20 protein-coding genes are annotated in these 21,589 nt (G+C 57.8%); 13 read left to right on the forward strand and 7 right to left on the reverse strand.

Annotated elements, in window-relative coordinates; all coding sequences use genetic code 11:
- Positions 1-108 precede the first annotated feature (108 nt).
- From FOY93_RS03155 to FOY93_RS03165, 3 genes are all read left to right on the forward strand, one after another.
- Positions 109-270 carry a DUF1328 domain-containing protein gene (locus FOY93_RS03155; RefSeq protein ID WP_003856556.1) on the forward strand — a complete coding sequence of 54 codons (162 nt, stop codon included), beginning with the start codon at positions 109-111 and terminating at the stop codon, positions 268-270.
- Between the two features lie 120 nt (positions 271-390).
- Positions 391-1,443 carry a patatin-like phospholipase family protein gene (locus FOY93_RS03160; RefSeq protein WP_024908268.1) on the forward strand — a complete coding sequence of 351 codons (1,053 nt, stop codon included), beginning with the start codon at positions 391-393 and terminating at the stop codon, positions 1,441-1,443.
- Complete coding sequence (locus FOY93_RS03165; protein ID WP_143344627.1) at positions 1,440-2,222, forward strand: TatD family hydrolase; 783 nt, start codon at positions 1,440-1,442, stop codon at positions 2,220-2,222. Before FOY93_RS03160 ends, FOY93_RS03165 begins: the two co-directional genes overlap by 4 nt.
- Here the strand turns inward: FOY93_RS03165 and FOY93_RS03170 are convergent.
- Together FOY93_RS03170 and FOY93_RS03175 are read right to left on the reverse strand one after the other, a co-directional pair.
- Entirely contained in the window at positions 2,217-3,077 is an 861-nt protein-coding gene (locus FOY93_RS03170; RefSeq protein ID WP_143344628.1) for a YjjW family glycine radical enzyme activase, read from the reverse strand. The two genes, FOY93_RS03165 and FOY93_RS03170, sit on opposite strands and share 6 nt — an antisense overlap.
- Positions 3,052-4,599 (reverse strand): YjjI family glycine radical enzyme, encoded by a 1,548-nt coding sequence (locus FOY93_RS03175; RefSeq protein ID WP_143344629.1) that lies wholly within the window; start codon positions 4,597-4,599, stop codon positions 3,052-3,054. Before FOY93_RS03175 ends, FOY93_RS03170 begins: the two co-directional genes overlap by 26 nt.
- A gap of 262 nt (positions 4,600-4,861) precedes the next feature.
- Here FOY93_RS03175 and deoC point away from each other — a divergent pair, with 262 nt between their 5' ends.
- The 4 genes from deoC to deoD all read left to right on the forward strand — a co-directional run bounded on the left by deoC (position 4,862) and on the right by deoD (position 9,154).
- Complete coding sequence (deoC, locus tag FOY93_RS03180) at positions 4,862-5,641, forward strand: deoxyribose-phosphate aldolase (protein WP_023303054.1); 780 nt, start codon at positions 4,862-4,864, stop codon at positions 5,639-5,641.
- A gap of 101 nt (positions 5,642-5,742) precedes the next feature.
- Positions 5,743-7,065: a thymidine phosphorylase gene (gene deoA, locus FOY93_RS03185; RefSeq protein WP_143344630.1), complete on the forward strand. Its 1,323-nt coding sequence runs from the start codon at positions 5,743-5,745 to the stop codon at positions 7,063-7,065.
- Between the two features lie 53 nt (positions 7,066-7,118).
- Positions 7,119-8,342 (forward strand): phosphopentomutase, encoded by a 1,224-nt coding sequence (deoB, locus tag FOY93_RS03190; protein ID WP_127729560.1) that lies wholly within the window; start codon positions 7,119-7,121, stop codon positions 8,340-8,342.
- Between the two features lie 89 nt (positions 8,343-8,431).
- On the forward strand, positions 8,432-9,154 hold the full coding sequence (gene deoD / locus FOY93_RS03195) for a purine-nucleoside phosphorylase (RefSeq protein WP_032643987.1): 723 nt from the start codon (positions 8,432-8,434) through the stop codon (positions 9,152-9,154).
- Between the two features lie 61 nt (positions 9,155-9,215).
- Here the strand turns inward: deoD and lplA are convergent, their stop codons facing one another.
- Positions 9,216-10,232, reverse strand: coding sequence for a lipoate--protein ligase (lplA, locus tag FOY93_RS03200; protein ID WP_133293749.1), 1,017 nt, complete (start codon positions 10,230-10,232; stop codon positions 9,216-9,218).
- A gap of 39 nt (positions 10,233-10,271) precedes the next feature.
- A complete protein-coding gene (locus tag FOY93_RS03205; RefSeq protein WP_115876488.1) occupies positions 10,272-10,916 on the reverse strand; it encodes a YtjB family periplasmic protein in 645 nt (214 codons plus the stop codon).
- A gap of 117 nt (positions 10,917-11,033) precedes the next feature.
- On the opposite strand from FOY93_RS03205, the gene serB reads away from it, so the two are divergent.
- The 3 genes from serB to nadR are packed head-to-tail and all read left to right on the forward strand — an operon-like array spanning position 11,034 to position 14,667.
- Complete coding sequence (gene serB, locus FOY93_RS03210; protein WP_136195634.1) at positions 11,034-12,002, forward strand: phosphoserine phosphatase; 969 nt, start codon at positions 11,034-11,036, stop codon at positions 12,000-12,002.
- An 11-nt stretch (positions 12,003-12,013) separates the two neighbouring features.
- On the forward strand, positions 12,014-13,399 hold the full coding sequence (radA, locus tag FOY93_RS03215; protein ID WP_136195633.1) for a DNA repair protein RadA: 1,386 nt from the start codon (positions 12,014-12,016) through the stop codon (positions 13,397-13,399).
- Positions 13,400-13,434: 35 nt separating this feature from the next.
- Positions 13,435-14,667 carry a multifunctional transcriptional regulator/nicotinamide-nucleotide adenylyltransferase/ribosylnicotinamide kinase NadR gene (gene nadR, locus FOY93_RS03220; RefSeq protein WP_006810194.1) on the forward strand — a complete coding sequence of 411 codons (1,233 nt, stop codon included), beginning with the start codon at positions 13,435-13,437 and terminating at the stop codon, positions 14,665-14,667.
- A gap of 64 nt (positions 14,668-14,731) precedes the next feature.
- On the opposite strand, the gene FOY93_RS03225 is transcribed toward nadR, so the two are convergent.
- Positions 14,732-15,733 (reverse strand): zinc-binding alcohol dehydrogenase family protein, encoded by a 1,002-nt coding sequence (locus FOY93_RS03225; protein ID WP_136195632.1) that lies wholly within the window; start codon positions 15,731-15,733, stop codon positions 14,732-14,734.
- A gap of 108 nt (positions 15,734-15,841) precedes the next feature.
- On the opposite strand from FOY93_RS03225, the gene FOY93_RS03230 reads away from it, so the two are divergent.
- Positions 15,842-16,741 carry a LysR family transcriptional regulator gene (locus tag FOY93_RS03230; RefSeq protein WP_136195631.1) on the forward strand — a complete coding sequence of 300 codons (900 nt, stop codon included), beginning with the start codon at positions 15,842-15,844 and terminating at the stop codon, positions 16,739-16,741.
- A 91-nt stretch (positions 16,742-16,832) separates the two neighbouring features.
- Here FOY93_RS03230 and ettA read toward each other — a convergent pair whose 3' ends face one another.
- Complete coding sequence (gene ettA, locus FOY93_RS03235) at positions 16,833-18,500, reverse strand: energy-dependent translational throttle protein EttA (protein ID WP_003856515.1); 1,668 nt, start codon at positions 18,498-18,500, stop codon at positions 16,833-16,835.
- Between the two features lie 227 nt (positions 18,501-18,727).
- On the opposite strand from ettA, the gene sltY reads away from it, so the two are divergent.
- Entirely contained in the window at positions 18,728-20,665 is a 1,938-nt protein-coding gene (gene sltY / locus FOY93_RS03240; RefSeq protein ID WP_115876482.1) for a murein transglycosylase, read from the forward strand.
- 55 nt (positions 20,666-20,720) lie between these two features.
- Positions 20,721-21,047: a trp operon repressor gene (gene trpR / locus FOY93_RS03245; protein ID WP_021240574.1), complete on the forward strand. Its 327-nt coding sequence runs from the start codon at positions 20,721-20,723 to the stop codon at positions 21,045-21,047.
- Here the strand turns inward: trpR and yjjX are convergent.
- The gene (yjjX, locus tag FOY93_RS03250) at positions 21,044-21,559 is read right to left on the reverse strand and encodes an inosine/xanthosine triphosphatase (protein WP_143344631.1); all 516 of its coding nucleotides are present in this window, start codon (positions 21,557-21,559) and stop codon (positions 21,044-21,046) included. The two genes, trpR and yjjX, sit on opposite strands and share 4 nt — an antisense overlap.
- Positions 21,560-21,589 lie beyond the last annotated feature (30 nt).

Raw genomic sequence — 21,589 nt, forward strand, 5'->3', positions numbered from 1 at the left:
CTGGCTAACACCAGCGGGCGAAATAAGAACGACTCTGGAAAAACGCCGGTGAGTGACCTGAGCGCTCACGTTTAGCGGCCGACATTAACTATGGTAAAGGAGAAGCTTATGTTTCGTTGGGGCATTATATTTCTGGTTATCGCGTTAATTGCCGCCGCATTGGGCTTTGGTGGACTGGCAGGTACAGCGGCATGGGCAGCTAAAATTGTCTTCGTTGTGGGTATTATTCTGTTCCTGGTCAGCCTGTTTACGGGACGTCGACGTCCGTAGCAAACGCAATATTCCTTCAACAAAATAAAGCCAGTCACTGTGACTGGCTTTTTCTTATTTGCGTAACAGGTCGGGTGCGTTACTGTGGTGTTATAAAATAATCAAAACAGGAAAGCAGAGGTGGGGCAACGAATTCCCGTTACGCTTGGCAATATTGCGCCGCTGACGTTAAAACCGTTCCGCGCAGGTCAACTCGCGCTGGTCTGCGAGGGTGGCGGACAGCGCGGCATTTTCACCGCTGGCGTGCTCGACGAATTTATGCGCGCGCAGTTCAACCCGTTTGACCTCTATTTCGGCACGTCTGCCGGGGCGCAGAACCTCTCTGCCTATGTCTGCAACCAGCCCGGCTACGCGCGAAAGGTCATCATGCGCTATACCACGGCGAAAGAATTTTTTAATCCGGTGCGCTTTGTGCGCGGCGGCAACCTGATCGATCTCGACTGGCTGCTGGAGTCGACCTCCAGCCAGATGCCGCTGGCCATGGACACCGCCGCGCGTCTGTTTGATAGCGGCAAAGAGTTCTGGATGTGCGCCAGCCGGGGCGATGACTATTCGCCGGGCTATTTTTCGCCTCAGAAAGAGAACTGGCTGGACATCATCCGCGCCTCCAGCGCGATCCCCGGTTTTTATCGTACCGGCGCCCTGCTGGACGGCATTAGCTATCTGGACGGCGGGATCAGTGACGCGGTGCCGGTGCAGGAAGCCGCCCGTCGCGGGGCGAAAACCATCGTGGTGATCCGCACCGTGCCGTCGCAAATGTATTACACCCCGCAGTGGTTTAAGCGGATGGAGCGCTGGCTGGGCGACAGCAGCCTTCAGCCGCTGGTGAATATCGCGAAGCAGCATGAAACAACCTACGGCGCGATGCAGCGATTCATTGAAAAGCCACCGGGTAAGCTGCGTATTTTTGAAATTTATCCGCCTAAGCCGCTGCTGAGCATGGCGCTGGGCAGCCGCGTCCCTGCGCTGCGCATGGATTACAAAACGGGGCGGCTGTGCGGACGCTACTTCCTGGCGACGGTGGGTAAAATGCTGGCAGAGCAACCGCCTCTTCATCGCCATAAACGCATTATTACGCCGCCTGCGATTGTCGCTAACGATGCCCTGACGATGCCGCTTGTGGATATTCCGCAGGCGAATGACGCTTTACTGGATAACGAGGATCTGGCGTGACGCACTGCTTTATTGATACCCACTGCCACTTCGATTTCCCGCCGTTTACGGGAGATGAAGAACACAGTATTGCGAAAGCGGCCGAGGCAGGCGTTCAGGCCATCATTGTTCCTTCAGTGGAAGCGGCCTATTTTTCCCGCGTGCTGGATCTTTCCATGCGGCACTCCGCGCTCTATGCCGCGCTCGGCCTGCATCCGATTGTGATTGAGCGGCATCGGGATGAGCACATTGAGAGGCTTGATGAGATCGTGCAGACCGCAGGCGACAAGCTTGTCGCCATCGGTGAGATCGGCCTCGATCTTTATCGCGAGGATCCGCAGTTTGAGCGCCAGCAGACGATCCTCGACGCGCAGCTCAGGCTGGCGAAGCGCCACGATCTGCCGGTGATCCTCCACTCAAGACGCACGCACGATAAGCTGGCGATGCACCTGAAACGCATCGATCTGCCGCGCAGGGGCGTCGTGCACGGTTTCTCCGGCAGCCTGCAGCAGGCGCAGCGTTTCATTAAACTGGGCTATAAAATTGGTGTGGGTGGCACCATCACCTATCCGCGCGCCAGTAAAACCCGTGACGTGATGGCACAGCTGCCGCTGTCGGCGCTTCTGCTGGAAACTGACGCGCCGGATATGCCGCTGAACGGTTTTCAGGGACAGCCGAATCGCCCGGAACAGGCGGCGCGCGTGTTCACCACCCTGTGTGAACTGCGTCAGGAGCCGGAAGAGGTGATTGCCGATGCTCTGCTGGAAAATACGCGTTCGGTATTTGGCATCACGCTATAGATAAAGCGCCGGGCGGATCACCGTTATTTTCTGTTTTTCCAGCGCCCGCGCCAGCGGTTCAACGTCTTCTGGCGTGGCGCTGCGCCATGACGCTGCCTCACCGTATACGCCGTGCGCATGAAACGCGTTAAGGCGTACCGCCACGTTTCCCAGCCCGTGGATAAACGCCGTCAGCGGCTTCAGATGTTCCAGGTAATCACACTGCCCCGGAATCACCAGCAGGCGGAGCTCCGTCAAACGGTGACGATCTGCCAGCCAGCGGATGCTCTGCTTGATCTGCGGGTTTTCGCGCCCGGTCAGGAAGCGGTGGTGTTCGTTCCCCCACGCCTTCAGGTCCAGCATCGCGCCATCCAGTACCGGCAGCAGCTTTTGCCAGCCGGTTTCGCTTAACAAGCCGTTGCTGTCGACCAGGCAGGTCAGATGATTCAGGGCGGGATCGGCTTTGATCGCAGAGAATAGCGTCACTAAAAACGGCAATTGAGTTGTGGCTTCCCCGCCGCTTACGGTGATCCCTTCGATAAACGGTGCGGATTTGCGGACCTGGGTGAGGATCTCCTCCACGCTGAAGCGGTGCGCCATGGGCGTCGCCTGCTGCTGGCACAGGTGCAGGCAGGTGTCGCACTGCTGGCAGTCGCTCTCCTGCCACCAGACGCGCCCGGCCTGAATGGTCAGCGCGTCGTGCGGGCAGTGGGGCACGCAGTCCCCGCAGTCATTGCAGCGGCCGATCGTCCACGGGTTGTGGCAGGTTTTACAGCGCAGGTTGCAGCCCTGCAGGAACAGGGCCAGGCGGCTGCCCGGCCCGTCCACGCAGGAAAAAGGGATGACCTGACTAACTAAAGCGCATCTGCTGTTCATGGCTAATCACGCGAGGCTGACGTTCCAGAATACGGGTATTACGTGCGGCTTCTTCACCCAGCCACGTGGTGTTCGTTCTCGACCCTGCTTCGCGGTATTTCTCCAGATCCGATAGCCGCACCATATACCCGGTTACGCGCACCAGATCGTTACCCGCTACGTTGGCGGTAAACTCACGCATACCCGCCCTGAACGCGCCCAGGCACAGCTGAACCACCGCCTGCGGGTTGCGTTTTACTGTTTCATCCAGCGTCAGAATATCGCTTATCCCGGAAGAGTAGTGCTTGTGATGGGGAGCCACCGCCAGCAGGTGGCTGATGGGATCCGGCTCGTCGCCGTAGGGCAGGCGCGCGCCTGGCGTGGTACCCGAATCGGAGCTGATCCCCGACTGGGCATGAAGCATCGCGCGCTGCTTCCAGGCGTGCTTCACCGGCGTGTTTTCGACAAACGCCGCAAGCTGTTCGCTGATGCGATAGCCCAGCGCGTTGGCCTGCTCATCTTTTCCGTAGCGTCCCGCTATTCCTGCTTTCTCACAAAGCGAGTTTACCGCTTCCGCCAGGCCGTAAATGCCAAACATCGGCACAAACCGATCGGCATCAATCAGCCCCTCTTTCACCAGGAAGCTATTCTCAAAGAAGCCAGATTGCTCGTACAGGAAACCGCAGCGTGCATCGATGATGGCCATTTGCTGCTGGCAGTAGTGCGGGAGCGTGCGGGTGAAGAAGTCTTCAATGGATGTGCTGCGTTCAGCAATGGCTTTGAGGTTAAGGCGCACCAAGGTGCTGCCACCGCCTGCAAGCGGCAGGGAGTTGTAACAGCTCACCACGCCGTAACGGCCTTTTGTGAAAATTTTATCATTCACCGGGCCATAAGAAATATGCGGTTTGCTGCATTCACATATGTTTTTTGCTACCTCAAGCAGCAAGTCGTCCGGGGTGATATCGGGATCGTAGATAAAGGTCAGGTTTGGCGCGACCTGCTTCAGCTCTGCATCGGCCCGCAAAATGGCACGGGTGATGGGGCCGTCAGCAGGCCCGATGTTTGCGTGCATAAACGCATCCGGCAGCGTACGGTCGAGATAGCGCCAGAAACGTTTTATTCGGCTATCGATCTCTTCTTGTGTTAGAATTCTAACATAAGGTTGCAGCAACGCATCAAGCTGACCGAGATAGACCGGCATCGATGTGACGGACGGAACATGATGGTAGAGGATGGTTAACAGCGAGAGGGCATCGTCGAGATCTTTTGCCCCTTCCAGCTCAAGCCATTCTGAACCATTAGCCAGAAATTTTGCGTAATCCGGCAGAACGTAACGGGGTTTGTAAGGCGCATGGCCTTCGAACATGTCGCAGATAAACCCCTCGTCCAGCGCGGCGCGCGCAGCTTCAGGAAGTGCCGGATACTGCAGGTTGTTTTCCGCTTCCAGCGCCAGAAAATGACGTTTTTGTTCCGGGGTTAACACCGGGCTTGTCACAATCTGCTGGCAACGTTGCTGCAGGGCGTCGGGGCTGGAGTGGGGCATATTCGCTTCCTTGAATGTTCTGCGGATGATGAACGGATTGTAGAAAGCCTGCCTGTTGGCGCTTTTGATCCCACAGGGGGTATTGCTGCTTTAGTCGGCAATTTGCGCACTAAAGTTTGAAGAAGATCTCATTACAGTAATGCAAATTAGTACGCAGTTTTCATTAACTGTGATGAATGTCGAAGTGTGGATGCGGGTGAATGTTAGAATACTCACAGACCCGCAAGGTAAAATTTATACGGCACTGCCGTTGGAGAATGTTATGACCGATTTAACTGCAAGCAGCCTGCGCGCGTTGAAACTGATGGACCTGACCACCCTGAACGATGACGACACCAATGAGAAAGTCATCGCCCTGTGCCATCAGGCGAAAACGCCGGTGGGTAATACCGCAGCCGTTTGTATCTACCCGCGCTTTATCCCGATTGCCCGTAAGACGCTGAAAGAGCAGGGCACCCCGGACGTGCGCATTGCAACCGTGACTAACTTCCCGCACGGCAACGACGATATCGACATTGCGCTGGCAGAAACCCGCGCGGCGATTGCCTACGGCGCAGACGAAGTTGACGTGGTGTTCCCGTACCGCGCGCTGATCGCCGGTAACGAGCAGGTCGGTTTTGACCTGGTGAAAGCCTGTAAAGACGCGTGTGCGGCGGCAAACGTGCTGCTGAAAGTGATCATCGAAACCGGCGAGCTTAAAGAAGAGGCGCTGATTCGTAAGGCGTCTGAAATCTCCATCAAAGCCGGTGCGGATTTCATTAAAACCTCTACCGGTAAAGTGCCGGTGAATGCGACCCCGGAAAGCGCGCGCATCATGATGGAAGTTATCCGCGACATGGGCGTGTCCAAAACCGTCGGTTTCAAACCTGCGGGCGGCGTGCGTACCGCTGAAGACGCGCAGCAGTTCCTGGCGATTGCCGACGAGCTGTTTGGTGCCGACTGGGCCGATTCTCGTCACTACCGCTTCGGCGCCTCCAGCCTGCTGGCCAGCCTGCTGAAAGCGCTGGGTCACGGCGACGGTAAGAGCGCAAGCAGCTACTAAGTTTGAATTGCCGGGTGGCGCTACGCTTACCCGGCCTACCCGGATCGTGGTCGGGTAAACCGTACCCGCCACCATTCACCCGATTCCTCATGGGGGTTACCGTGTTTCTCGCACAAGAAATTATTCGTAAAAAACGTGATGGTCATGCATTAAGCGACGAAGAGATCCGCTTCTTCATCAACGGCATTCGTGATAACACCGTCTCAGAAGGGCAGATTGCGGCTCTGGCGATGACCATTTTCTTCCACGATATGTCGATGCCTGAGCGCGTGTCGCTGACCATGGCGATGCGAGATTCAGGAACCGTTCTGGACTGGAAAAGCCTCAACCTTAATGGCCCGATTGTGGATAAACACTCCACCGGCGGCGTGGGCGACGTGACCTCCCTGATGCTCGGCCCAATGGTGGCAGCCTGTGGTGGTTACATCCCGATGATCTCCGGACGCGGCCTGGGCCACACCGGCGGTACGCTCGACAAACTGGAAGCCATTCCGGGTTTCGATATCTTCCCGGACGACAACCGCTTCCGCGACATTATTAAAGACGTTGGTGTGGCGATTATCGGCCAGACCAGCTCTCTTGCTCCGGCAGACAAGCGTTTCTACGCGACCCGCGACATCACCGCGACCGTTGACTCCATCCCGCTGATCACCGCCTCTATCCTGGCGAAGAAGCTGGCGGAAGGGCTAGATGCGCTGGTGATGGACGTGAAGGTGGGCAGCGGCGCCTTTATGCCAACCTATGAACTCTCTGCGCAGCTTGCCGAAGCGATCGTTGGCGTCTCCAACGGCGCGGGCGTGCGCACCACCGCACTGCTCACCGACATGAATCAGGTGCTGGCCTCCAGCGCCGGTAATGCCGTCGAAGTGCGTGAGGCCGTCCAGTTCCTCACCGGAGAATACCGTAACCCGCGTCTGTTTGACGTCACCATGGCGCTGTGCGTTGAGATGTTAATCTCCGGCAAGCTCGCCAAAGACGACGCTGACGCCCGCGCAAAACTGCAGGCGGTGCTGGACAACGGCAAAGCGGCGGAGATCTTTGGCCGCATGGTTGCCGCGCAGAAAGGCCCGATCGATTTCGTCGAAAACTATGCGAAGTACCTGCCAACCGCGACGCTCAGCAAAGCGGTGTATGCCGATAGCGAAGGGTTTGTCTCTGCGATGGACACCCGCGCGCTGGGTATGGCGGTGGTCTCGATGGGTGGCGGCCGCCGTCAGGCGTCAGACACCATTGATTACAGCGTCGGCTTTACCGATATGGCCCGTCTGGGCGACAGCGTTGACGGTCAACGTCCGCTGGCGGTGATCCACGCCAAAGACGAAGCCAGCTGGCAGGAAGCGGCAAAAGCGGTGAAGGCGGCCATCACGCTTGACAATAAAGCACCTGAAACCACACCGACTGTCTATCGCCGTATCACCGAATAGCGGTATACTGATCTGATCGATAATTTTTGAAGCACTACGTACGGAGAACAATTATGAAACGTGCATTTATTATGGTGCTGGACTCATTCGGCATCGGCGCAACCGAAGATGCAGAACGTTTTGGTGACGTGGGTTCCGATACCATGGGTCACATCGCGGAAGCCTGTGCGAAAGGCGAAGCGGACAACGGTCGTAAAGGCCCTCTGACTCTACCTAACCTGACCCGCCTCGGGCTGGTGAAAGCGCATGAAGGCTCTACCGGTAAAATCGCAGCCGGTATGGACGGCAACGCGGAAGTCGTGGGCGCCTACGCCTGGGCTCACGAGCTCTCCTCCGGTAAAGACACCCCGTCTGGCCACTGGGAAATCGCCGGTGTGCCGGTGCTGTTCGACTGGGGCTATTTCTCCGATCACGAGAACAGCTTCCCGCAGGAGCTGCTCGATAAGCTGGTGAAGCGTGCCAACCTGCCGGGGTACCTGGGCAACTGCCACTCTTCCGGTACCGTGATTCTGGATCAGCTCGGCGAAGAGCACATGAAAACCGGCAAGCCGATTTTCTACACTTCTGCTGACTCCGTGTTCCAGATTGCGTGCCATGAAGAAACGTATGGCCTGGATAAACTCTACGAGCTGTGCGAAATCGCCCGTGAAGAGCTGACCGAAGGCGGCTACAACATTGGGCGCGTGATCGCGCGTCCGTTTATCGGCGACAAAGCGGGTAACTTCCAGCGTACCGGTAACCGTCACGATCTGGCCGTTGAGCCGCCGGCGCCTACCGTGCTGCAGAAGCTGGTTGAAGAGAAGGACGGTCACGTGGTGTCCGTGGGTAAAATCGCGGATATCTACGCTAACTGCGGCATTACCAAAAAGGTCAAAGCCACCGGTCTGGATGCGCTGTTCGATGCCACCATCAAAGAGATGAAAGAAGCGGGCGACAAGACCATTGTCTTCACCAACTTCGTGGACTTCGACTCCTCCTGGGGCCACCGTCGCGACGTCGCAGGCTATGCGGCTGGTCTGGAACTGTTCGACCGCCGTCTGCCGGAGCTGATGGAACTGGTGGGTGAAGATGACATTCTGATCCTGACCGCGGACCACGGCTGTGACCCAACCTGGACCGGTACCGACCACACCCGTGAGCACATTCCGGTGCTGGTGTACGGCCCGAAAGTGAAGCCGGGCTCGCTGGGGCACCGTGAAACCTTCGCGGACATCGGCCAGACTATCGCCAAATACTTTGGTACGTCTGACATGGAATATGGCAAGGCCATGTTCTGAATCATGTTGGGTGAGGTCTGATGCCCTCACCCCGACCCTCTCCCGCAGGGAGAGGGTGAAAAGAATAAACAATGTTAAAGGAACTGAAGATGGCAACTCCTCACATTAACGCAGAAATGGGTGATTTCGCTGACGTCGTATTGATGCCGGGCGACCCGCTGCGCGCGAAGCACATTGCAGAAACCTTCCTGGAAGACGTGCGTGAAGTGAACAACGTTCGCGGCATGCTGGGCTTCACCGGTACCTATAAAGGCCGCAAAATTTCCGTTATGGGCCACGGTATGGGTATCCCATCCTGCTCTATCTACACTAAAGAGCTGATCACCGATTTCGGCGTGAAGAAAATTATCCGCGTTGGCTCCTGCGGCGCGGTGCGCATGGACGTTAAGCTGCGCGACATCGTTATCGGTATGGGTGCCTGCACCGATTCCAAAGTTAACCGTATGCGTTTCAAAGACCATGACTTCGCAGCGATTGCTGACTTCGGCATGGTGCGCGACGCGGTTGACGCAGCAAAAGCGCTGGGCGTTGAAGCGCGCGTGGGTAACATCTTCTCTGCTGACCTGTTCTATGCCCCGGACGGCGGCGAGATGTTCGACGTGATGGAAAAATACGGCATCCTGGGCGTGGAAATGGAAGCGGCGGGTATCTACGGCGTCGCGGCTGAGTTTGGTGCGAAAGCGCTGACCATCTGTACCGTGTCTGACCACATCCGTACCCACGAGCAGACCACCGCTGCCGAGCGTCAGACTACCTTCAACGACATGATCAAAATCGCGCTGGAATCCGTTCTGCTGGGCGATAAAGCGTAATTCTGTCTCTTCCCTCCCTCTCCCTGTGGGAGAGGGCTGGGGTGAGGGCACCAGACCGCACCTAGCGCACGGCCTGCGCAATCCATGCTGACAAATCCCTTAACTCTTTCTCCTGCTCAGGGAAATCCCCAATCAACGCGTCACACTCCTGCTGCAGCATATCCGCCCGATACAAACAGCCCTGCAGACGAGCGGCCAGCGCCTCTAACGGTGCCGGATTGAGACTATCCGTAAAGACCTGCGTACGGGTAATGTGGCCCTTCTCCACGTCAAAGTGCAATTCCACGCCGCCCCAGGTAAAACGCTCATCCAGTAGATGGGAAAACGCAGGAGCCTGACCGAAGTTCCACTCCCAGCTGCTCTGGCGGGCGAAGGTGTCGGCGAAGTTGGGCAGATCCGGGGTTTTGTCTGGGGAGATCACTTCTGCTTCCACGCGCTCGCCGTAATGTTCAAAGAACGCTTCACGGATCGCGTCGCAAATCTGCTCGTGCGTAATCCCCGGCAGCAGCTCCACCAGATTTGCCACGCGCCCGCGTACGGACGTAATGCCCTTAGCCTGTAACTTTTTCTTATCAGGATTAAGGTAGTTCGCCAGACGGCTGAGATCGGCATTCAGCAGCAAGGTGCCGTGGTGGAACCCGCGATCCATCGTTTCGCGGTAGGCGGAGCCGGAGACCTTCCGGTCGCCCTCGGGGGTTTTCACCACCAGATCGTTACGTCCGGAGGCTTCAGCCGTCACGCCGAGTGAATTCAGCGCATTGAGGACAATCGAAGTTGAGATGGTTTTGTCGTATTCCGGTTTTCCCGCCATAAAGGTAAAGCAGGTATTGCCCAGATCGTGAAAGACCGCGCCACCGCCGCTGCTCCGGCGCGCGAGGCGGACGTTATCCTCTTCCATACGCCGCGTATTGCACTCTTTCCACGGGTTTTGCGCGCGGCCGATCACGACCGTATCGGCGTTACGCCAGAGAAACAGGACGCGCTGGGTGGCAGGCATCTGGCGGAAAATGCACTCTTCTACCGCGAGATTAAACCAGGGATCGTAAGAGTCAGAGATAAGCAGGCGTAACGTCGTCATGGCAAAGTTCCTTTTCCGAATCGTTCGCCTACTTTATCACTATTCTTTCTTCTCGCTCTCTTCGTCTTCGGGAACGGATCTGCTGGCGGTCAGCAGGAACGGGGATTGCTGCCATCGCGAGCGCTTGCCGCGAAGCAGGGTGCGCGCCAGCACAACGCCGATGGCGAGAGAAAGCAGTAGCATCAGGCGCAGAATATTGGTGGTATTATCGACCTGCTTGGCTTCAGTGGGCAGGGTGTGGGTGTCGAGTGTCAGGCGCAGATACCCCAGGGGGCCATTCTTACCCTGAATAGGTTCAACAAGCTGCTGGTTGAAGTAGCCGCCGGCTTTTTTACCGTCAAGCGCCAGCCTGTCGCGCACGTCGACATGTTCGCCCGCGCGGGCAATCAGGTTGCCTTGCTCATCATAGACGCCCGCATCAAGAATGCGGCTATTCTCCGTGAGCAGGCGTAAAACCTGGCCTATTCGCTTATCGTCCGGCGTTTCGGTTCGCATGGACGGTGCGACGTTGAGCGTCACCTGGCGTGCCAGCGTGCGGGCCAGCTCTTCAAACTGCGGGTTGCGTTGCCGTTGATGATTCTGGCTAAACCACGATGCCCCCTGCATCAGCACCACTAAGAGTGCGAGACAGGAAAGGACGATCACGGCGCGATGGAGCCGGAATTTCAGTTTTGCGCGAGCCATATTCCACCTGCTGAAAATTTACGGCTTAATGTTGCCAGAAGTGATGGTTACAGGGTAGCCTCATGCGTTATTTTCCCTCTGCAACCTTCCGGCGCGAACGAAATTACAGGAGCTTTAATGCCGAACATTACCTGGTGTGACCTGCCAACGGATGTCTCTTTATGGCCAGGATTGCCGCTCTCTTTAAGTGGCGATGAGGTGATGCCTCTGGATTACCATGCCGGTCGTAGCGGCTGGCTCCTCTATGGACGCGGTCTGGATAAGCAACGCCTGACCCAGTATCAAACCAAACTGGGGGCCGCGATGGTCATCGTCGCCGCCTGGTGCGTGGAAGACTATCAGGTCATTCGCCTGGCGGGCTCTTTGACGCAGCGCGCCACGCGTCTGGCGCATGACGCCGGGCTGGACGTCGCGCCGCTGGGTAAAATTCCGCACCTGAAAACGCCTGGCCTGCTGGTCATGGACATGGACTCTACCGCCATTCAGATCGAGTGTATCGACGAAATTGCGAAGCTGGCGGGCAGCGGCGAGCTGGTGGCGGAAGTCACCGAGCGTGCGATGCGCGGCGAGCTGGATTTCACCGCCAGCCTGCGACAGCGCGTGGCGACCCTGAAAGGGGCCGATGCCAACATTCTGCGCCAGGTGCGCGACGTGCTGCCGCTGATGCCAGGGCTGACGCAGCTGGTGCTGAAGCTGCAGTCCCTCGGCTGGAAGGTGGCAATCGCCTCCGGTGGCTTCACCTTCTTCGCAGATTACCTGCGGGAAAAACTGCATCTGACCACCGTGGTGGCCAATGAGCTGGAGATCATGGACGGCAAGCTGACCGGCCAGGTGATCGGCGATATCGTTGATGCCCAGTACAAAGCCAATACGCTGACGCGTCTGGCGGAAAAATATGAAATTCCGGTTATCCAGACCGTCGCTATCGGGGACGGCGCGAACGACCTGCCGATGATCAAAGCGGCCGGCCTGGGCATTGCCTACCATGCCAAGCCAAAAGTGAATGAAAAGACGGAAGTCACTATCCGTCACGCTGACCTGATGGGGGTGTTCTGCATTCTCTCCGGCAGCCTTAATCAGAAATAACGAGGTAAACCGTGGCGAAAGCTCCAAAACGCGCATTTGTCTGTAATGAATGTGGTGCGGATTATCCGCGCTGGCAGGGGCAATGCAGCGCCTGTCATGCCTGGAACACCATCACCGAAGTGCGTGGTGTGGCGGCTTCGCCGAGCGTGGCGCGCAATGAACGCCTGAGCGGCTACGCGGGCAATGCGGGCGTGGCGAAGGTGCAAAAACTTTCGGACATCAGCCTCGAAGAGCTGCCGCGCTTCTCCACCGGGTTCAAAGAGTTTGACCGCGTGCTCGGCGGCGGCGTGGTGCCGGGGAGCGCCATTTTGATCGGCGGTAACCCGGGCGCGGGTAAATCGACCCTGCTGCTGCAAACGCTCTGCAAGCTCGCCGAACAGATGAAAACCCTGTACGTCACGGGCGAAGAATCACTGCAGCAGGTGGCGATGCGCGCGCACCGTCTGGGCCTGCCGACCGGCAATCTGAACATGCTCTCCGAAACCAGCATCGAGCAGATCTGCATGATCGCCGAAGAAGAGCAGCCGAAGCTGATGGTGATCGACTCCATCCAGGTGATGCACATGGCGGACATTCAGTCCTCGCCGGGCAGCGTGGCGCAGGTGCGTGAAACGGCGGCCTACCTGACGCGCTTTGCCAAAACGCGCGGCGTGGCGATTGTGATGGTCGGCCACGTGACCAAAGACGGCTCGCTGGCGGGACCGAAGGTGCTTGAACACTGTATCGACTGCTCCGTCATGCTCGACGGCGACGCGGACTCCCGTTTCCGTACCCTGCGCAGCCATAAAAACCGCTTTGGGGCGGTGAACGAGTTAGGCGTGTTTGCCATGACCGAGCAGGGGCTGCGCGAAGTCAGCAACCCGTCGGCGATCTTCCTGAGCCGGGGAGATGAGACCACCTCCGGCAGTTCGGTGATGGTGCTGTGGGAAGGCACGCGCCCGCTGCTCGTCGAAATTCAGGCGCTGGTGGACGTGTCGATGATGGGCAACCCGCGGCGCGTGGCGGTCGGTCTGGAACAGAACCGTCTGGCGATCCTGCTGGCGGTGCTGCACCGTCACGGTGGGCTGCAGATGGCGGATCAGGACGTTTTCGTTAACGTGGTGGGTGGCGTGAAAGTCACTGAGACCAGCGCAGACCTGGCGCTGCTGCTGGCGATGGTCTCAAGCCTGCGCGACAGACCGCTGCCGCAGGATCTGGTCGTCTTCGGTGAGGTGGGCCTCGCCGGGGAAATCCGTCCGGTGCCCAGCGGCCAGGAGCGTATCTCCGAGGCGGCAAAACACGGTTTCCGCCGGGCTATCGTTCCCGCTGCTAACGTGCCGAAAAAAATCCCGGAAGGGATGCAGGTTTTCGGCGTGAAGAAACTCGCAGATGCGTTAAATGTCTTTGACGACTTATAATTACGTATTCGATTTTGCAGGAGGCACCGTAATTTATGTCATCATTTGACTACATCAAGACCGCTATCCGCCAGAAGGGCTGCACTCTGCAGCAGGTGGCGGACGCCAGCGGCATGACCAAGGGTTATTTGAGCCAGCTGCTGAACGCCAAAATCAAAAGCCCCAGCGCGCAGAAGCTGGAAGCGCTGCACCGCTTTCTGGGGCTGGAATTCCCGCGTATGCAAAAGAACATCGGCGTGGTGTTCGGCAAGTTTTACCCGCTGCATACCGGGCATATCTATCTGATCCAGCGAGCCTGTAGCCAGGTTGACGAGCTGCACATCATCATGGGCTACGATGAAACCCGCGATCGTCAGCTGTTTGAGGACAGCGCCATGTCGCAGCAGCCGACCGTGCCTGACCGCCTGCGCTGGCTGCTTCAGACCTTCAAGTACCAGAAAAACATTCGCATTCATGCCTTTAACGAAGAGGGCATGGAGCCGTATCCGCACGGCTGGGACGTGTGGAGCAACGGCATCAAAGCGTTTATGGAAGAGAAGGGCATTGCGCCTAACTGGATCTACACCTCTGAAGAGTCCGATGCGCCGCAGTTCCGCGAGCATCTGGGCATCGAGACGGTGCTGATCGATCCGAAACGCACCTTCATGAACATCAGCGGAGCGCAGATCCGCGAAAATCCGTTCCGCTACTGGGATTACATCCCGACCGAGGTGAAGCCGTTCTTTGTGCGCACCGTCGCGATCCTGGGCGGCGAGTCGAGCGGTAAATCAACGCTGGTCAACAAGCTGGCGAATATCTTCAATACCACCAGCGCATGGGAGTACGGCCGCGATTATGTCTTCTCGCACCTGGGCGGCGACGAGATGGCGCTGCAGTATTCCGACTATGACAAAATCGCGCTCGGTCACGCCCAGTACATTGATTTCGCAGTGAAATATGCCAACAAGGTGGCGTTTATCGATACCGATTTTGTCACCACTCAGGCGTTCTGTAAAAAATACGAAGGGCGCGAGCACCCGTTCGTGCAGGCGCTGATTGACGAATATCGCTTTGACCTGGTGATCCTGCTGGAAAACAACACCCCGTGGGTGGCCGACGGCATGCGCAGCCTAGGCAGCTCCGTTGACAGGCGTGAATTCCAGTCCATGCTGGTGGAGATGCTCAACGAAAACAACGTTGAGTTTGTGCACGTGGAAGAGTCGGACTACGACTCCCGTTTCCTGCGCTGCGTCGAGCTGGTGAAGGAGATGATGGGGGAGCAGGGGTAAAAACTTACTCCTCACCCTAACCCTCTCCCTGCGGGAGAGGGCCGGGTTGAGGGCATCAAGCCACTCAGAACTCCACCACCACTTTTCCGCGCATATGCCCGTCCAGTACCTTACGGTGCGCCTCGGTAATGCTCTCCACGCTCAGCCCGTGCAGCGTTTCACTCAGTGAGCTTTCCACCACGCCATTATCTACCAGCTTCGCCACCTCATTGAGGATCTCACCCTGACGCGCCATATCCGCGGTCTGGTACATGCTGCGGGTGTACATAAATTCCCAGTGCAGGGCGGCGGATTTCGACTTCAGCTTGTCCTGGTTCAGCGGGTGTTCATTCTCCACGATGGAACAGATATGCCCCTGTGGGGCAATCAGTTCGCTGACCGCATCCCAGTGTCCGTCGGTGTCGTTGAGGATGAAAATGTAATCCACAAATTTGAGCCCGTGTTTCGCCAGTTCGCCTTTCAGATCGCGGTAGTTCACCACCACATCTGCACCGCGATCGCGGCACCACCGGGCGGAATCTTCGCGAGACGCGGTTGCGACGATCTTCACCTTGCTGTTGTGCTTCGCAAACGGGATCGCCAGCGATCCCACCCCGCCCGCGCCGCCAATGATCAGCAGGGTTTTGTCCGCGCCGGCATCCTGAATGTTCAGCCGTTCAAACAGGCCTTCCCACGCGGTGAGTGCGGTCAACGGCAGTGCAGCGGCAGCGGCCCAGCCGAGGCTTGCAGGCTTGCGCCCGACAATGCGCGCATCAATCAGCTGATGCGTGGTGTTGCTGCCCGGGCGGGTGATGTCGCCCGCGTACCACACTTCATCTCCCGGTTTAAATCCGGTGACGCCCGTCCCAACGGCTTTGACGATCCCGCTGGCGTCCCACCCGAGAATGCGCGGCTCTTTCAGCCCGTTTTTGGCAATGCCCGCGTGGACTTTGGTATCGACCGGGTTAACCGAGACGGCTTTGACCTCCACCAGCAGATCGTGCTCGCCGGGCTGTGGCATCGGTGGGGTGATTTCAATGAAGGTGGACGGATTTTCCGGGTTCACGGCAATGGCTTTCATTGACATGGTGTGCTCCTCAATGGCATGCGTTTTGTTGAGGCTAGTCTATTAAGTGGCCAGCTGCATGATAAGATGGACAATCAAGAACTCAGCGTTCGTACAGGATGAACAATCATGTTTAAACAGCTGCAGGATATGGCGCTTTTCGCGCTGGTGGCGGAGATGGGCAGCTTTACCGCGGCAGCCCAAAAAGCCGAACTGCCGAAATCCAGCGTCAGCCAGCGAATTAGCCAGCTGGAGCAGCAGTTGGGTATCCGCCTGCTTAACCGCACTACCCGCAGGCTGAACCTGACGTTTGCGGGCGAGCACTATCTGGTGCACTGCCGCGAAATGCTGGCGGCCAGCGAGCGGGCGGAGTATGCCATTCAGCGCCTGCGCGAAAACCCGAGCGGGCGGCTGCGCATCACCTGTCCGGCTGGGATTGGCGCGACGCTGCTGGCGCATATGAATGCCGAGTTCCAGCTTCGCTATCCTGAGGTTTCGCTGGACGTGTCGATCTCTGATGATGTGGTGGATCTGGTCGAGTCCGGCTTTGACGTGGCGCTGCGTACCGGCAAGCCGCAGGACTCCTCCCTGATTGGCCGAATGATCGGGCACTGTCCGCGCTACATGCTGGCCTCGCCGGACTATCTGGCGCGCCGGGCGCCGATAACGCATCCCCGTCAGCTGGTGGAGCACCGCAGCATTACGCACAGAGCCTGGTCGGAGTGGCTTCTGCGAAGCGAGAATGAGGATTACCGCTACCTGCCGGATAACGCGCACATGACCGATAATCTGGTGTACGCCCGCGAGTGCGCGATGGCCGGGGCGGGGATCACGCTGCTTCCTGCATTTCTGCTGGGAGATAAGGTTGAAAAGGGCGCGCTGGTGCAGGTACTGCCGGAGTGGAACGTTGAAGGCAACGACCTCTGGCTGGCCTACCCGAGCCGCAAGCTGAATTCGCCCGCGCTGATGAGCTATATCGAGTTTGCGATGCAGTTTGACGAGGTGAAGCGGTATTACGTGGGTGGCTGAGTTTGTGCCGCCTGATGCCCTCACCCTGGCCCTTTCCCACGGGGAGAGGGTACAAATATAAAAAACGGCAACCGAGGTTGCCGTTTTGCTTTTATTTCGCGATACGCTTGTACTTAATACGCTTCGGCTCCAGCGCGTCGGCGCCCAGCGTGCGTTTCTTGTACTCTTCGTATTCGGTGAAGTTACCTTCGAAGAACTCCACCTTACCTTCGTCCTGATAGTCCAGGATGTGGGTCGCGATACGGTCCAGGAACCAGCGGTCGTGCGAGATAACCATCGCGCAGCCCGGGAACTCCAGCAGAGCGTTTTCCAGCGCGCGCAGGGTTTCAATATCCAGGTCGTTGGTTGGTTCATCAAGCAGCAGAACGTTACCGCCCACCTGCAGCAGCTTCGCCAGGTGCAGACGACCGCGCTCACCGCCGGACAGTTCGCCCACGCGTTTGCCCTGGTCGGTGCCTTTAAAGTTAAAGCGGCCAACATAGGCGCGGCTTGGCATCTCGGTGTTGCCGATGCGCATGATATCCAGACCGCCGGAGACTTCTTCCCACACGGTTTTGCTGTTGTCCATCGCGTCACGGAACTGGTCAACGGAGGCCAGCTTCACGGTCTCACCCAGGGTGATAGAGCCGCTGTCAGGCTGTTCCTGACCGGACATCATGCGGAACAGGGTCGATTTACCCGCGCCGTTCGGACCGATGATGCCGACGATAGCGCCTTTCGGTACGGAGAAGGTCAGGTCGTCGATCAGCACACGGTCGCCGTAAGACTTACGCAGGTTGGTCACTTCAACCACTTTATCCCCCAGACGTGCTCCAGGTGGAATAAACAGTTCGTTGGTTTCGTTACGTTTCTGGTATTCGGTGTTGTTCAGCTCTTCGAAGCGTGCCAGACGGGCTTTGCCTTTAGACTGACGGCCTTTCGCGCCCTGACGCACCCACTCCAGCTCTTTCTCGATAGACTTACGACGGGCCGCTTCCTGAGACGCTTCCTGCGCCAGACGCTGATCTTTTTGCTCCAGCCAGGAAGAGTAGTTGCCTTCCCACGGAATACCTTCGCCGCGGTCCAGCTCCAGGATCCAGCCAGCGACGTTGTCGAGGAAGTAACGGTCGTGGGTAATCGCCACAACGGTGCCTTCAAAGTCGTGCAGGAAGCGCTCCAGCCACGCCACGGATTCCGCATCCAGGTGGTTGGTTGGTTCGTCGAGCAACAGCATATCTGGTTTTTCCAGCAGCAGGCGGCACAGCGCCACGCGACGGCGTTCACCCCCGGAGAGGTTAGCGATTTTCGCATCCCAGTCCGGCAGACGCAGGGCGTCAGCCGCGCGCTCCAGCTGCACGTTCAGGTTGTGACCGTCGTGCGCCTGGATAATCTCTTCATACTTGCCCTGCTGTGCAGCCAGCTTGTCGAAGTCCGCATCCGGCTCGGCGTATTTGGCATACACTTCATCGAGACCTTTCAGGGCGTTAACCACTTCGGATACCGCTTCTTCAACGGATTCGCGAACGGTGTGTTCCGGGTTCAGCTGAGGTTCCTGCGGCAGGTAGCCAATCTTGATGCCAGGCTGCGGACGGGCTTCACCTTCGATGTCTGTATCAATGCCGGCCATGATGCGCAGCAGGGTGGACTTACCGGCACCGTTGAGACCCAGAACACCGATTTTTGCGCCCGGGAAGAAGCTCAGCGAGATATTTTTAAGAATATGACGTTTCGGCGGGACAACTTTGCCGACACGATGCATGGTATAAACGAATTGAGCCACGTTGGACTTCGCCTCTTTTATCGTAATGAGAAGGAATTTCAGCCTCGAAGTGTAGCCTTTTTCCCGCCCTAATCCCAGCCAGGAACGTCGGGAGTGTTAAAACGCGCAAGAAAGGTAAAAAAGTGTCCATGACGTGGCGCGTTGAAGGATGCCTGGTTAGCATAAGTTAATTAGACTTTGACGTGGCAAGACGCTGCAATTGACGAAAAAACAATGAGGAAGAGCTTGTGGAAAAAGCCAAACGGGTGGTCTGGCGTCTGCTGGCTGCCAGCGTATGCGTAATGGCGGTAAGCCAGGCGGTGCATGCCGATTCACTGGATGAACAACGCAACCGATACGCCCAGATTAAACAGGCGTGGGACAACAAGCAGATGGATACCGTGCAGGCGCTGATGCCGACGCTAAAGGATTATCCGCTGTATCCGTATCTGGAGTATCGTCAAATTACGGACGATCTCATGAATCAACCCACCGTTACCGTGAATAACTTCATTCAGGCGAACCCGACCCTGCCGCCTGCCCGAAATCTCCAGTCTCGTTTTGTGAATGAGCTGGCGCGACGCGAAGACTGGCGCGGACTGCTGGCGTTTAGCCCTGAAAAGCCGAATACCACCGAAGCGCAGTGTAACTACTACTACGCGAAATGGGCGACCGGCCAGCAGGAAGAGGCCTGGGCCGGGGCGAAAGAGCTCTGGCTGACCGGGAAAAACCAGCCGAACGCCTGTGATTCCCTGTTCGGCGCGTGGCGAGCATCCGGCAAGCAGGATCCGCTGTCCTACCTTGAGCGCATCCGTCTGGCGATGAAAGCCGGCAACACGCGTCTGGTGACCACGCTGGCGGGACAGATGCCGTCTGATTACCAGACGATCTCCACCGCGGTTATCTCGCTGGCAAACGATCCCAACAGCGTGCTGACCTTTGCCCGCAGTACGGGCGCGACCGATTTTACCCGCCAGATGGCGGCGGTGGCCTTTGCCAGCGTGGCGCGTGACGATGTGGAAAACGCGCGGCTGATGATCCCGCAGCTGGTGCAGGCGCAGCAGCTTAATGAGGAACAAACCCAGGAGCTGCGCGATATCGTGGCGTGGCGACTGATGGGCACGGATGTGACCGATGAACAGGCGCGCTGGCGTGACGATGCCATTATGCGTTCGAACTCCACGTCTCTGGTGGAACGTCGCGTGCGCATGGCGCTGGGTACGGGAGATCGCCGTGGGCTGAATACCTGGCTTGCGCGGTTGCCTATGGAGGCTAAAGAGAAGGACGAATGGCGCTACTGGCAGGCCGATCTGCTGATGGAGCGCGGTCGTGATGACGAGGCCAAAGAAATTCTCCATACGCTGATGCAGCAGCGCGGGTTCTACCCGATGGCAGCCGCGCAGCGCCTGGGCGAGGAGTATACCTTCCGCATTGATAAAGCGCCCGCTAACGCGAACCCGGCGCTGACGCAGGGGCCAGAAATGGCGCGTGTGCGCGAGCTGATGTACTGGAATATGGATAATACCGCGCGCAGCGAGTGGGCGAATCTGGTGACCAGCCGCAGCACCGACGAGAAAGCCCAGCTTGCCCGCTATGCTTTTGATAACCACTGGTGGGATCTGAGCGTGCAGGCGACGATCGCCGGTAAGCTTTGGGATCATCTCGAAGAGCGTTTCCCGTTGGCTTACAAGGATCTGTTCGATCGCTACACCAGCGGCAAAGATATCCCGCAAAGCTACGCGATGGCAATTGCCCGTCAGGAGAGCGCATGGAACCCGAAAGTCCGTTCCCCGGTGGGCGCCAGCGGCCTGATGCAGATTATGCCGGGCACGGCGACGCACACGGTGAAGATGTTTAATATTCCTGGCTACAGCAGCCCGTCACAGCTTCTGGATCCGGATACCAACATCAACATCGGTACCAGCTACCTGCAGTACGTGTATCAGCAGTTCGGCAATAACCGCATCTTCGCGTCGGCGGCGTATAACGCGGGGCCGGGTCGCGTGCGTACCTGGCTCGGCAACAGCGCCGGACGCATTGACGCCGTGGCGTTTGTCGAGAGCATCCCGTTCTCTGAAACGCGCGGCTATGTGAAGAACGTGCTGGCCTATGACGCCTACTATCGCTACTTCATGGGGCAGAAAGATACCCTGATGAGTGATGCCGAGTGGCAGAGACGTTACTGATCGGCGCGGGTTGTGTTATGCTGTACTCGCTAATGAGTACAAGAGGCAGCATAACATGACCCAGCATTCCCCGTATTCCTCGGCAATGGCCGAACAACGTCATCAGGAGTGGCTTCGTTTTGTGGAGCTGCTTCGCCAGTCTTACGAGCAGGATTTGCACTTACCCCTTATGCAGCTGATGCTCACGCCGGACGAGCGCGAGGCGCTGGGCACGCGCGTGCGCATCATTGAAGAGTTGCTGCGCGGCGAGATGAGCCAGCGCGAGCTGAAAAATGAGCTCGGCGCGGGCATCGCAACGATTACCCGCGGATCGAACAGCCTGAAGTCGGCGCCCGTTGAGCTGCGCCAGTGGCTGGAAGCGGTGCTGTTGAAAAACGCTTAGCGATAAATCGCGTTATGGAACGGGCTTAACGCCAGGATCACCGCCTGATGATAAACGCCTGAACGCGTAAGCGCGCCTGCGGTAAAGACGCCAATCGCCCCTTCTTTACGGCCAATCTCATCAATGCCGGTGTACTGCGACATCACCGGCCCGAGCGCTTCACCCGCGCGGACTTTTTCCAGAATAATCTCCGGCAGCGGCAGGGTGGCTGAACGCGCTTCACCGCGCTGTTCACGGCTTTCGATCACCACCCAGCTAAAGGTTGCGCCTTCGTCGATACCGGCTTCAATTGCCACCCAAAAGTCCGCATCCGGTGCCGCAGCCCTGGCATTTGCTACGCGGTTTCGTGCGCCAGCGCGCGTTTCCTCGCTGCCAAACGGCTGTTCAGGAACGCAACTCTCGACGCCGATGGCTTCAATATGGCAGGATCCTGCGCCGAAGATCTCTTCAAATGCCCTTAGAATTGCCTGAATTTTGGCAGGATTAGTGGTAGCAGAGACAACATGGTGCATAATTAAGCTCGATTCAAAAAAAACTCATCG

Source organism: Enterobacter sp. 18A13 (genome assembly GCF_007035975.1).
GTDB classification, from domain to species: Bacteria; Pseudomonadota; Gammaproteobacteria; order Enterobacterales; family Enterobacteriaceae; genus Enterobacter; species Enterobacter vonholyi.